General features: G+C 66.4%; 12 protein-coding genes. 3 read left to right on the top strand and 9 right to left on the bottom strand.

The genetic code is table 11. The features are described from left to right. Positions 1 to 2 precede the first annotated feature (2 nt). From AC1Q7Q_RS13015 to AC1Q7Q_RS13040, 6 genes are all read right to left on the bottom strand, one after another. Positions 3 to 968 carry an LLM class oxidoreductase gene (locus AC1Q7Q_RS13015; RefSeq protein WP_492371627.1) on the bottom strand — a complete coding sequence of 322 codons (966 nt, stop codon included), beginning with the start codon at positions 966 to 968 and terminating at the stop codon, positions 3 to 5. Positions 969 to 1,334: 366 nt separating this feature from the next. Next, positions 1,335 to 1,970 (bottom strand): glutathione S-transferase family protein, encoded by a 636-nt coding sequence (locus AC1Q7Q_RS13020; protein WP_492371626.1) that lies wholly within the window; start codon positions 1,968 to 1,970, stop codon positions 1,335 to 1,337. Between the two features lie 42 nt (positions 1,971 to 2,012). Beyond that, positions 2,013 to 2,642: a glutathione S-transferase family protein gene (locus AC1Q7Q_RS13025; RefSeq protein WP_492371625.1), complete on the bottom strand. Its 630-nt coding sequence runs from the start codon at positions 2,640 to 2,642 to the stop codon at positions 2,013 to 2,015. 85 nt (positions 2,643 to 2,727) lie between these two features. After that, the gene (locus AC1Q7Q_RS13030) at positions 2,728 to 4,029 is read right to left on the bottom strand and encodes a sulfatase family protein (RefSeq protein ID WP_492371624.1); all 1,302 of its coding nucleotides are present in this window, start codon (positions 4,027 to 4,029) and stop codon (positions 2,728 to 2,730) included. Continuing rightward, positions 4,026 to 5,003, bottom strand: coding sequence for a Bug family tripartite tricarboxylate transporter substrate binding protein (locus AC1Q7Q_RS13035; RefSeq protein WP_492371623.1), 978 nt, complete (start codon positions 5,001 to 5,003; stop codon positions 4,026 to 4,028). The genes AC1Q7Q_RS13030 and AC1Q7Q_RS13035 overlap by 4 nt, the downstream gene beginning before the upstream one ends. Before the next feature lie 199 nt (positions 5,004 to 5,202). Next, positions 5,203 to 6,126 carry a LysR family transcriptional regulator gene (locus AC1Q7Q_RS13040; RefSeq protein WP_492371622.1) on the bottom strand — a complete coding sequence of 308 codons (924 nt, stop codon included), beginning with the start codon at positions 6,124 to 6,126 and terminating at the stop codon, positions 5,203 to 5,205. A 129-nt stretch (positions 6,127 to 6,255) separates the two neighbouring features. Here AC1Q7Q_RS13040 and AC1Q7Q_RS13045 point away from each other — a divergent pair, with 129 nt between their 5' ends. From AC1Q7Q_RS13045 to AC1Q7Q_RS13055, 3 genes are read left to right on the top strand one after another with little or no spacing between them, the layout of a single operon-like run. Continuing rightward, on the top strand, positions 6,256 to 6,933 hold the full coding sequence (locus tag AC1Q7Q_RS13045; protein WP_492371621.1) for an RraA family protein: 678 nt from the start codon (positions 6,256 to 6,258) through the stop codon (positions 6,931 to 6,933). Then, positions 6,930 to 7,592 (top strand): RraA family protein, encoded by a 663-nt coding sequence (locus AC1Q7Q_RS13050; protein WP_492371620.1) that lies wholly within the window; start codon positions 6,930 to 6,932, stop codon positions 7,590 to 7,592. The genes AC1Q7Q_RS13045 and AC1Q7Q_RS13050 overlap by 4 nt, the downstream gene beginning before the upstream one ends. Beyond that, entirely contained in the window at positions 7,592 to 8,809 is a 1,218-nt protein-coding gene (locus tag AC1Q7Q_RS13055; RefSeq protein ID WP_492371619.1) for a pyridoxal phosphate-dependent aminotransferase, read from the top strand. Before AC1Q7Q_RS13050 ends, AC1Q7Q_RS13055 begins: the two co-directional genes overlap by 1 nt. A gap of 87 nt (positions 8,810 to 8,896) precedes the next feature. Here the strand turns inward: AC1Q7Q_RS13055 and AC1Q7Q_RS13060 are convergent, their stop codons facing one another. From AC1Q7Q_RS13060 to AC1Q7Q_RS13070, 3 genes are read right to left on the bottom strand one after another with little or no spacing between them, the layout of a single operon-like run. After that, complete coding sequence (locus AC1Q7Q_RS13060) at positions 8,897 to 10,057, bottom strand: acyl-CoA dehydrogenase family protein (protein ID WP_492371618.1); 1,161 nt, start codon at positions 10,055 to 10,057, stop codon at positions 8,897 to 8,899. Positions 10,058 to 10,116: 59 nt separating this feature from the next. After that, positions 10,117 to 10,965: an HTD2 family dehydratase gene (locus tag AC1Q7Q_RS13065; protein ID WP_492371617.1), complete on the bottom strand. Its 849-nt coding sequence runs from the start codon at positions 10,963 to 10,965 to the stop codon at positions 10,117 to 10,119. Positions 10,966 to 11,013: 48 nt separating this feature from the next. Further along, on the bottom strand, positions 11,014 to 11,832 hold the full coding sequence (locus AC1Q7Q_RS13070) for an HpcH/HpaI aldolase/citrate lyase family protein (protein WP_492371616.1): 819 nt from the start codon (positions 11,830 to 11,832) through the stop codon (positions 11,014 to 11,016). Positions 11,833 to 11,839 lie beyond the last annotated feature (7 nt).

The raw sequence follows: 11,839 nt of genomic DNA on the forward strand, positions 1-11,839 counted from the left end.
AACTAGTCCGCGTGAAATGCCGGCAGGACCTCGACGGCCAATTCTTCAATCACCTCTCGCGGCGCACGTTCGGATGCCTGCAGGTTGAGCGAAACATGATGCGTGCCGCTGCCGCGCATGTCCCGCAGCAACTCCCTCAGCCCATTTCGCCCGGTGCGATAGCCAAGCGAGATTGCGGTAGGCGGCTCGCCGGCATCGGCGCTCAGGTCCAGTTGCATCGCCACGCCAAAGGCGCGGAACTGCCCGGGCGCGGCACGCTCAACCGCCGCGCGCCACATGCGATAGCGCTCCCGCTGCACCGCAGGCTCGCGGTGATAGGTCATCCAGCCGATGGAATGGCGCGCGATCCAGTCGACGCTCTGCCCGCCCGAGCCCACGGCCAGCAAGGGAATGGGCGCGGGGAGCTTGGGGAGCACGAAAAACTCGGGCGTGTCGTCATGGAACTGATCCGGGATCACCCGCGAAGGCTCTCCCACCGCCGCCGCCACCGTCTCCCAGTGACGCAGGTACAAATCGCGCCGTGCGGCCGTAGCCTGCCCAAACGCAGCGTACTCGGCAGGACGGTCGCCAGAGCCCAGGCCGAGCACGAAGCGGCCCTGCGACAACGCGCTGACTGAAATCGCCCCTTTGGCGACATGCAACGGATGCCGCAGCGTCAGCACGATAGCGCCGCTCACCAGCGCGATGCGCTCGGTCTGGCTGGCCAGCGCGCCAAGGAACACCCAGGGATCGAGATGCCCGACCGGGTCCGGGTAGCCGACGCTGTTCAGCGGCACGTCGCGCACCCACAGCGCGCGGAATCCGAGCGCGTCGGCGAGCTTGGCCAGCGCCACCTGCTCGCGGAAGTCCGCGACGACCTGACCGGATTGCAGCATCGGCAAGGTCAGGCCAAGCGAGAGGCGGCCTTCCTGGAACACGCGGTCTTGCACGGCGGCGTCATGCGGCGAAGGGGCTTCTGTCTGAGGCATTCGAGTCCTCCGGATATACCTGCGGGTCGCTGGCCCGTCTGCGGGGACCGTCTTGCATATTAGCAGTTGCCACGCGCTGGCCGCTGCGCACAACCGGATGAGCCGGGCCGATAGGAACCGATAGCGCCGGGCGGACAAGCGACAAGAAAAAAGCCCGCCCCACTTGCGTGGCGCGGGCCAAGTTTCCGTATTCTGGAAACGGGTAGACAAGTCATGAAGAGCGCCCCCGCATCTCCATGACGGAAATCATATTAGCGGGCGGCACCATTCGGGTTCTTGACCCATGTCAAATGGGCGTCCGGTTTGTGCGAAGGTAGTGCGAAGGCGGTGTGGCGATTGTATGGAGCTTGTACGGATTTGCCGGCGTCAAGCCAGGTCATCCAGCTTGACCGCAAAGCCGCGCTGCACGCCGGGACGCGCAAACAGGGCGTCGTACCAGCGCCCGACATTCGGAAACTGCTCCAGCGAGACCTGATGGCGCTCGTGGCGCCAGGCCCAGCCCAGGATCGCGAAATCCGCCACGGACAGGTCGCCGGCCACGTACTCCACCTCCGCCAGCCGCCGGTCCAGCACGCCGTAAAGGCGCCGCGTTTCTTCCGAATAGCGCTTGAGCCCATAGTGCCGGTCGACCTCCGCCTCAACCGTGCGGAAGTGATGTACCTGGCCCGGCATGGGCCCAAAGCCGCCCATCTGCCACATCAGCCACTCCAGCACCGGCACACGGTCACGCAAGCTCGCAGGCAGGAACTTGCCGGTCTTCTCGGCCAGGTAAAGCAGGATCGCGCCGGATTCGAAGACGCTGATCGGCTGTCCATCGGGGCCATCCGCATCGACGATGGCCGGGATCCGGTTGTTGGGGCTGATGCGCAGGAAATCCGGCTGATGCTGCTCGCCCTTGGTGATGTTCACCGTCTTGACGGCATAAGGCAGCGCCATTTCCTCGAGCGCGACGCTGATCTTGCGTCCGTTCGGCGTATTCCAGGTGTGCAGGGTGATAGTCATGGAAATCGGTTCGCGATCGGTTCGTGATGAGGGGATCCAGGCTCAGCTCAAGGGCGCCGCAACGTATTGGCGGAAGCCGGCGCGCTCGCCCACGTGCGCATACCAGCGTTCGAGATTGGGCAGCGCGGGACGATCGATCTGGGCGTCCAGGCCGAACCAGCGGCGTGCGTAGGCGCCCAGCACCAGGTCGGCCAGCGTGAAGCCGCCGCCTTCCATATAGTCGCGGCCTTCCAGGTGCTGGTCGAGCAAGCGCCACAGCCCGGCCACCACGCCGGCTTCGGCCGTCAGGCGAGCCACGTCGCGTTCGGCGGCGGGCGTGCGCACGAAACCCCAGAAGACCGGCCGTTCCGCCGGCTGCAAGGTCGACAGCGCCCAGTCCAGCCAGCGGTCCACGCTGGCGCGCACCTTAGGCCCGGCCGGGTACAGCGCACCTGACTTGCCGTACTCCATGGCGAGGTAGCGCAGAATGGAATTCGACTCCCACAGCACAAAATCGCCATCGATGATGGTCGGGACGCGCCCGTTGGGATTCATGGCGAGATAGTCGGGCTCGTTGTTGCCGCCGAACTGCATGCCGGCGTCGATCCGCCGGAACGGCAAGCCAAGTTCTTCGCAACCCCACAGTACCTTTTGCACATTGACCGAATTCGCACGGCCCCAGATCGTCAGCATTCGATGTATTCCCGTTGGAGATTCCCGCGTTTCGCGCAATCTTCAACGATACACCAAGGTGCGGATCGGAGCCGCGGCCGGGTCGTTACCGCTGCGGCATATCCGCCGCCGAATACCCCAGGCTGACCGTGGCATCCTCCGGAATCTGCGGCATGCCCGCATTCCATACCAGCCAAGCCTCACGCATCGCCGCCAGCCGCTGGGGCTCGCGCTTCGCCAGGTTAGCGCGCTCGCGCTCATCGCGGCTGAGATCGAACAGGTACTCGTGTCCGTCCACCTGCAGATACTTCCAGTCGCCGTCGCGCAGCGCGCGCTGGTCGCGGTGGTTCATGCGCCAGTGCAGCGGGCGGTGGAAGCGGTGCGCCGCGTCGCGCAGCAACGGCATCAGCGACACGCCGTCCAGCGGGTAGCCGGGATCGGCCTGCACGCCCGCCGCATCCAGCATCGTGGCCGACCAGTCCATCGTCATGCAGTGCTGTGCGCTGGTGCCACCCGGCGCGATCATCGCGGGCCAGTGCGCGATCCATGGCACACGGATGCCGCCCTCGGTCAGGTCCATCTTGCCGCCCACCAGCGGCCAGTTGTCCGAGAAGCGCTCGCCGCCGTTGTCGCTGGTGAAGACGATCAGCGTGTTGTCGAGCTGGCCGAGCTGGCGCAGCGCGTCCACCAGCCAGCCGATGCCCTCGTCCATGTGGCCGATCATGCGCCGGTAGGTGTGGATGTTGCCGCCGTCGAGATGGAACAGGTTGTTGCTGACCTGCGGCGCCAGCGCGGCGTCGTCGCGGGTTTCCCACGGCCAGTGCGGCGCGGTGTAATGCAGGCTCAGGAAAAACGGCGCGCCCTCCCCGCTCATGCGCGTCACGTAATCTACCGCGCGCCGCGACAGCAGATCGGTCAGGTAGCCGGGTTCCTGGTGCTGCGCGTCGTTGTGCCACAGATCGTGACGGCCGCTGGAATCACAATGCGTGAAGTAATCGACACCGCCCGCCATGGGGCCAAAAAATGCCTGATAGCCCGACAGCAGCGGCCCGAACGCTGGCGCAAAGCCCAGGTGCCATTTGCCGATCAGCGCCGTGCGGTAGCCCTGCGCCTGCAGCAGCGAGGGCAAGGTGGGATGCGCCGGCGGCAGGCCCAGCGTGTTGCTGCCCCGGCTTTTGCTGTTGATCGGCTCCTCGGCCGCGCCGCGCAGCCGGTACTGGTAGCGCGCCGTCATCAATGCAAAGCGCGTGGGAGAGCACACCGGCGAGTTGGCATAGCCCTGCGTCAGCATCAGGCCGTTGGCGGCCAGGCTGTCGAGTACCGGAGAGACCGGCTCGCGCCCGCCATAGCAGCCCAGGTCCGCGTAGCCGAGATCGTCGGCGACGATATAGATCAGGTTCGGTTTCATTCGACTTTCATGCCGGTGGCAACAATGAGTTGACGATATCGCTCGGACAGGTCCGACAACCGCCGCGCGGCCGCCGCGCCGGTGATGCCTTCGGGCTGCAGGTCCAGCGCCTGCATGCGAGCCTGCACATCGGGCCGCGCCAGCGCATCGGCGATGGCACGCTCGAGCACGCGCACCACCGGCTCCGGCGTGGCCGCCGGCACCATCGCCACATACAGTACCTCATGCTCCAGTTCCTTCATGCCAAGCTCGGCCACGGTAGCAATGCCCGGCGCCAGCCGCGAGCGCTGGTGGCTGGTCACCGCCAGCGCCGTCACCTTGCCCGCCTTGACGAAGGGCAGCATGCTGGGCGTGGCCAGGAAGCCGCCATCCACTTCGCTGCCCACCACGGCGGTCACCGCCGGCGTGCTGCCCTTGTAAGGCACATGGTTCAGCTTGAGGCCGGTGGCGCGCTGGAACTCCTCGATGGCCAGGTGGCCCGGGCTGCCGCTGCCGCCGGAGCTGAAGTTCAGGCGCTTTGCCTTGGCCTGCTTGACCAGGTCCGGCAAGGAAGCGATGCCGGACGACGGCGACGTGCCTACCAGCAAACCCGAACTGGCCAGTATCATCAAGGGCTTGAGCTCGCCGGGCCGGAACGGCATGGCGCTGTAGATATGCGGATTGACGGTAAAGGTGGTATCGATGCCGAACAGCACCGCGTAGCCATCGGCAGGGCTCTTGGCCACCGCGCCCGCGCCCAGGTTGCCGCCCGCCCCAGGCTTGTTCTCTACCACAAAGGCCTGCTTGAGCTCGCCCTGCAGCACCTCGGCCACCGAGCGGGCGAGCAGGTCTGACGGGCCGCCCGGCGGGAATGAGTTGACGAAGCGCACCGGCTTGGCCGGATAGCGCTCCTGGGCGTGCGCAGCGAGTCCCGGCGCGCAGAGCAGGAGCACAAGGGTTGCGGCCCGCAGCGGGGCGGCAAGGCGATGGAACATGGCGTGGTCTCCGTTGTTATGTGTGCACTGGCACTGCGGCGCCTCACGGCGCCATCATGCCGGACAACTCTACTTGCCATGCCGTCGATTGTTCTAATCAATCATTTCCGGCCCCATCGACGGTCCATCGCGGCCCACCGGCCACGCCGGGATGGACAGGTTGCGCGCGATGTCACACGCCACGCGCCGAAGCGCCCGCTCAAGCCCTGGCCTTGCGCAACCGCGCCGTTGCTTTCCCGGCCGAAAGCGCAGCGACGACGTTAGCCACCATCGGGTTTTCCCGCGTGGTGGACCACGCCATCGCGGTGGTCACCACGTTCACGGGCTCCTTCAGCGGCCGGACCACGACATTGTCCGGCGCGGCCTTCTTCAAGGAGGCGGGAACGAGCGCGATGCCCTGCCCGCACCCGACGAAGGCGATCTGCGAAGACACCGTGCGCACCTGGTGCAGCACCCGCGGCGAGAAGCCCGCAGTGCGGCAGGTCGCGATGAGACTGTCGTAGTAGACCGGGCTGACCTGCCGGGCAAACATCACGAACTCCTCATCTGCCAGCGCCGCCAGCCTGACACGTGGCACCTCGGCCAGGGCGTGCGACCGCGGCAGCGCGACCGCCAGCCGGTCCTGCTTGAGAGCAATGGACTGGATCGACGGGCCCAGCTCCCCTTCCAGGCGCGCGAAGGCCAGATCGACATCACCGCGCTCCAGCGCGGGCACGGCGTCGACGCTATCGATCTCCGTCACGGAAATGGTCAGCTGCGGGTACGCGGCCTTGAGATGGTCGATCAGCGCAGGCAGCGTATCGAGCATCGCGGACGAGATCGCGCCGATCGTCAGGAGCCCGGTCTGCCCATGCACGGCTTCGCGCACCGCCACGTCGAGCCGCTCCAGCTGCTCCGCGAGCTTTTGCACCGCCGGCAGCAGCGCCGCGCCAACCGGCGTGAGCTGCGCGCCTCGCCTTGAGCGCTCGAAGAGCTTCACCTTGAGTGCCTGCTCCAGTATCTGGATCTGCTCAGTGACGGGCGGCTGGGACATGCCCAGCCGTTTGGCGGCACGCCCGAAATGCTGCTCCTCGGCGACAGCCAGGAACACCCAGAGGTGACGGACAAGCCGGAAATTGATCATGGCTTCCTTGATAGGTTTTACATATGGATAGCTTACCGGATTCGGAATTTACAGATTGATCTCCATCGCCGAAAGTGCAAGCCTGGCAACCGCTGGTAACCCCCTGGCAACCCGCTTAGCAGGCTCGAAATGACCTCCCCCACCTCACGCTCCTTGCTCGACCGCCTCGCCGCACTCGATACCAACACGGTGTCGGATGCCCTCGATTTTTACAGCCTCCCCGGCGCGACCTTCGGCATTCGCCCGCTCTGGGACTGCCCGAAGATCGTTGGCCGGGCCAGCACCATCCAGCTGGGCCACAAGACGGATGCCCAACCGGCGGTGCACCTGATCACCCCGGTCGTCGCCGCGATCCACACCGATGACCGTGTGCTTGTGATTGCAGGCGGCATCGATGGCGTCTCCTGCTGGGGCGACATCCTGGCCAATGCCGCCACCGCCAGGCAGGTGCGCGGCTCGGTGATCGACGGCCTGAGCCGCGACATCGAAGGCAGCGAGTCGATCGGCTACCCCGTGTTCGGGCGTGGTGTCACCATGATCAGCGCGCGCAACCGGGTTGTGCAGGTGGGTGCCGGAGAACCTGTCAACTTTGCGGGCGTGGTTGTTCATCAGGATGACTACGTGCTAGCCGATCGCTGCGGCACGGTGTTCGTGGCGGCCGAGCGCATCGAAGACATCGTGGCGCTTGGCGAGCGCATTGCACGTCGCCAGGACTCGATGGTCAAGGCCGTGCGCGCCGGACGCTCGGTCGCTGAAGTCATGCATGACAAGGAATTCGACGCCATCCACAGTGGAAATACCCAATGAACGCAGCAGACAAAGAACTATCGGCCTTGTTCGCAGGCCTGGATACACCGGGTGTGTCCGACGCCATGGACAAGCTGGGCCTGCCCGGCCAGTGCCTTGGCATTGCGCCGCTGGACAACTACGCCCAAGTCGTGGTCGGGCCGGCCTACACCGTCAGATACGTGTCCGCCAGCACGCCGCCGGGCACGGTCGGCGACTTCATCGATGACGTGGCCGAAGGCGACGTGGTGGTGATCGACAACGACGGCCGCACCGACTACACGGTCTGGGGCGACATCATGACCCAGTACGCCGGCGCGCGCGGCATCGCGGCTACCGTCATCGACGGTGTGTGCCGGGATGTGGCCAAGGCGCTCGGCGACGGCTATCCGTTGTTCACGCGGGGCCGGTTCATGCGCACCGGCAAGGACCGTGTCCAGGTCGAAGCGATCAATGCGCCGGTCTCCATCGGCACGGCGCGCGTCTGCGCCCGCGACATCGTCGTGGCGGACGCCAACGGGGTGGTCGTCGTCCCGCGCGACCGGGCTCGCGAGGTTGCCGAACTGGCACGCCAGATCGAGTCCGTGGAAGCGCGGATCCGCGAGCACATCGCCAATGGGAAAACCCTCGGGGAAGCCCGCGCGGCATTGGGCTACCACACGCTGCAGAGGAAGGCCTGATGACAACCGATGTACAACGCTTGAATGAGAACCTGGCCAGCGCCCTGCCCTCGGCCACTTACCGGATGATGGACCGCGTGGCGGCAAAACGCGCATCCGGCGCGAAGGTGATTTCGCTCAGCGCGGGCGAGCCGGACTTCGATACCCCCGTGCATGTCTGCGACGCCGCGGTCGACGCGATTCGCCAGGGCCACACCCGGTACACGCAAGTCGCTGGCCTGCGCGCCCTGCGCGAAGCCGTTGCCGCCAAGTTCAGGCGCGAGAACGGGCTCGACGTGGCCTGGCAGGACACCATCGTCTGCAGCGGCGGCAAGCAGGTGATCTACAACGCCCTGGCGGCCACCCTGAACGAGGGCGACGAGGTCATTGTGCCCGCGCCTTACTGGGTCAGCTACCCGGAGATGGTCCAGCTGTGCGGGGCGCATGCCGTGGTGGTGCCGTGCGATGCGGACGTCGGGTTCAAGCTGACGCCGGCCGTCCTCGCCGCGGCGATCGGCCCGGCGACACGCTGGCTTATCCTGAATTCGCCCTCCAATCCCACAGGCGCGGTCTACACGCACGGCGAGCTGGCGGCGCTTGCCAAGGTGCTGCTGGCGCACCCGCATGTGCTGATCCTGTCGGATGACATTTACGAGCACCTGACATTTGACGGCGAGCGCTTCCATACCATCGCCGCGGTCGAGCCACGCCTGGCGGCGCGCACGCTGACGATGAACGGCGTATCCAAGGCCTACGCCATGACCGGCTGGCGCATCGGCTTTGGCACTGGCCCGCGCTGGCTGCTTGAGGCCATGGAAAAGCTCCAGGGCCAGCAAACCTCCGGCGCCAGCGCCATCTCCCAGCACGCCGCGCTGGCAGCGCTCAGCGGGCCGCAGGCGTTCGTCGCCGACACGCGGCGGATATTCGAGGCGCGGCGCAACCTGATGGTCCGGCTGCTCAACGAAACACCGGGGATGGCCTGCGCGGTACCCGGCGGGGCGTTCTATGCATTCGCCTCCTGCGCAGGCCTGCTCGGCCGGCGCACGCCCGCCGGCACGTTGCTGAGCACGGACGAGGACGTTGCGCTTGCGCTGCTGGACGAGGCCAACGTGGCCGTCGTGCACGGCAGCGCCTTCGGCCTTGCGCCCTACATCCGCCTTGCCTACGCGCTGGACACCGAGTCGCTGCGCCAGGCATGCCAGGCGATCCAGCGGTTCTGCATATCACTGAGTGGCTGAGCGGCTGAGCGGCTGAGCGGCTGAGCGCTGCGCGGCGTGGCGCCAGGCACCGGCGCTACGCTGCCATCCAACCCTCCCAACGAAGCGTCAAAACGACCTCGGCATGCCAAGGATGTGCTCCCCGACATAGGACAGGATCAGGTTGGTCGAGATCGGCGCGACCTGGTACAGGCGGGTTTCGCGGAACTTGCGCTCCACGTCGTATTCCGCGGCAAAGCCAAACCCGCCGTGATACTGCAGGCAGGCGTTGGCGGCCTCCCAGGAGGCATCCGCGGCCAGCAGCTTGGCCATGTTGGCTTCGGCGCCGCAGGGCTGGTGCTCGTCGAACAGCCTGGCAGCCTTGAAGCGCATCAGGCTCGCCGCCTCCACGTTGACGAACGCCCTTGCGATGGGGAACTGCACGCCCTGGTTCTGGCCGATGGGCCGGCCGAACACAATGCGCTCGTTGACGTAGCTGGTCACCTTGTCGATAAACCAGTAGCCGTCGCCGACGCACTCCGCGGCAATCAGCGTGCGCTCGGCGTTCAGGCCATCCAGGATGTACTTGAAGCCCTTGCCCTCCTCGCCGATCAGGTTCTCCGCCGGGATCTCCAGGTTGTCGAAGAAGAGCTCGTTGGTCTCGTGATTGACCATGTTGAGGATCGGCTGCACCGTCAGGCCCTTGCCGATCGCTTCGCGCAGGTCGACGAGGAAGATGGACATGCCTTCCGACTTCTTCTTGCACTCCGCCAGCGGCGTGGTCCGCGCCAGCAGGATCATGAGATCCGAGTGCTGCACGCGCGAGATCCAGACCTTCTGCCCGTTGACGACATACTTGTCGCCCTTGCGCACGGCGGTGGTCTTGATCTTGGTGGTATCCGTCCCGGTGCTCGGCTCGGTGACCGCCATGGATTGCAGGCGCAGCGCGCCGCTCGCGATCTTCGGCAGGTACTCGCGCTTCTGCTGCCCTGAGCCATGGCGCAGCAGCGTGCCCATGTTGTACATCTGGCCGTGGCAGGCGCCCGAATTGCCGCCGGCACGGTTGATCTCTTCCATGATGACCGAGGCTTGCGTGAGGCTCAGCCCCGAGCCGCCGTATTCCTCGGGGATCAGGGCCGCCAGCCAGCCAGCGGCGGTCAGCGCATTGACGAATGCCTCGGGATAGCCCCGGGCCTCGTCGATCTTGCGGAAATACTCCGACGAGAACTGCCCGCACAAGTCGCGGATGGCTTCGCGGATTTCCTGGTGTTCATCGACTTTGTTCAGCACGAGATGTCTCCGTGAGTGTTCGTCTTTGCCTGGTTCGGCTGGATCTGGAGGTGCCTGGCTTAGCCAAGCTCAGCGGTGGCGGTCATGGCGAGAGCGCCGCTCGCCTGGCGAATCCACAGCGCGACCGTCTTGCCGTCCTCGCTCAGCTTGCCGCAGGCCTGGAAACGCTGGGGCACATGGGTCGGCCGCACGCCCTTGAAGGAAAAACTGCTGACGGTGGCGTCCGGCAGGTTCCTGCGTACCAGGTCAAGGAGCAGCACGGCCAGCAACGGGCCGTGGACGATCAGGTCCGGGTAGTGCTCGACCGTGGTCACGTAGTCGTGGTCGTAGTGGATCCGGTGGCCATTGAAGGTCAGCGCGGAAAAGCGGAACAGCAGCACCGGGTCGGGCACGATTTCGCGGGACCAGTCCTCGTCCGTGCGCGCGGCGATCGGGTCCGGCGCGGCCGCGCCCGGGATGGCTTCCTCGCGGTAGACGATGTCGTGCTCCTCCGTCACCGCAAGGCCCTGCGGCCCCGAGTACCGATGCTCCACGGTCACAAAGGCCAGCGAGCCGGTGCGGCCCGCCTTGGCGCTTACATCCAGGATGGTGGAAGTTTTCGACACAGCATCGCCCAGGCGCAGCGGCTGGTGAAAACGCAGGCGCCCGCCGGCCCACATGCGGCGCGGTAGCGGCACGGGCGGCAGGAACCCGCCCCGATTGGCGTGGCCGTCGATGCCCAGCTCGGACTGCCGGTGCAGCGGCAAGAAGTAGAGCCAGTGCCAGAGCGGGGGCAAGGCATCGCCGTGCACGGGCGCCGCGTCTTCGCGGTCCAGGGTCGCGCTAAGCGCCTTGACGGGAAACGCGGTGATGTCGTCCTGGGACTCGGTTGACTTACCGATCCACGCCTTCAGGTTGGCAGTGTCCATCAATCTCTCTGTGGTTATGTTCTGGTCATGGTCAGTCGTTGATGCGGATCAGGCCGGCGCCCGGCCCGCGCGCTCGAGCAGGCTCATAGCGCGTGCAATGACAGGCGCATCGATCATCTCGCCGTCGAGCTGGAATGCGCCCGGGCCTGACCTTGCCTGCTCGACCACTCGCGTGGCCCAGGCAAGCTGCGCTTCGGTTGGCCGGTAGGCGGCGTTGACCTCGCCCACCTGAGCAGGGTGAATGCAGAGCTTTGCCCCGAAGCCCAGGCGCCGCCCGCGTTCGGCAGCGTTGCGCAGCGCCTCGGCATCGGAGAGCGCAACCGTCACCCCGTCCACCGGCGGCGCAATGCCCGCGACCCGCGACACGAGGACGAGCATGGAGCGGAAAAACAGCAGCTCCTGGTCGTCGCCCTCGATGCCCAGCTCGGTGCGAAAATCCACGGTCCCGAAAATCAGGCGGTCGACGCCCGGTGCACCGGCCACCTCCTTGACGTTGGCCATGCCCCTGGCGGTCTCGATGAGCGGGAGCACCTGCACGCCGGGCCGAAGGTGCCTGGTCACCAGCGCGACGTCCGCCGCGCTTTCCGCCTTCGGCAGCACGATGCCCGTCACGCCTTTCTCGCGGCAAAGGCGCACGTCATCCTCAAACCATTCGGTCTGCGTGGCGTTGATCCGCACCATGGCGCAGCCGCCGTCGGCCAGGTACGCCTCCAGCAGCCCCCTAGCCCGGCACTTGTCCTCGTCGGACACCGCGTCCTCGAGGTCGAGAATGACCGCGTCCGCGCCCGAGGCGTTGGCCTTGGCGAAACGCTCGGGACGATTGGCGGGCACGAAGAGATAGGAACGGGCGATAGCGGCGGCGGCCATGGGATCT

This window comes from Cupriavidus sp. GW823-FHT07A04 (assembly GCF_058794615.1).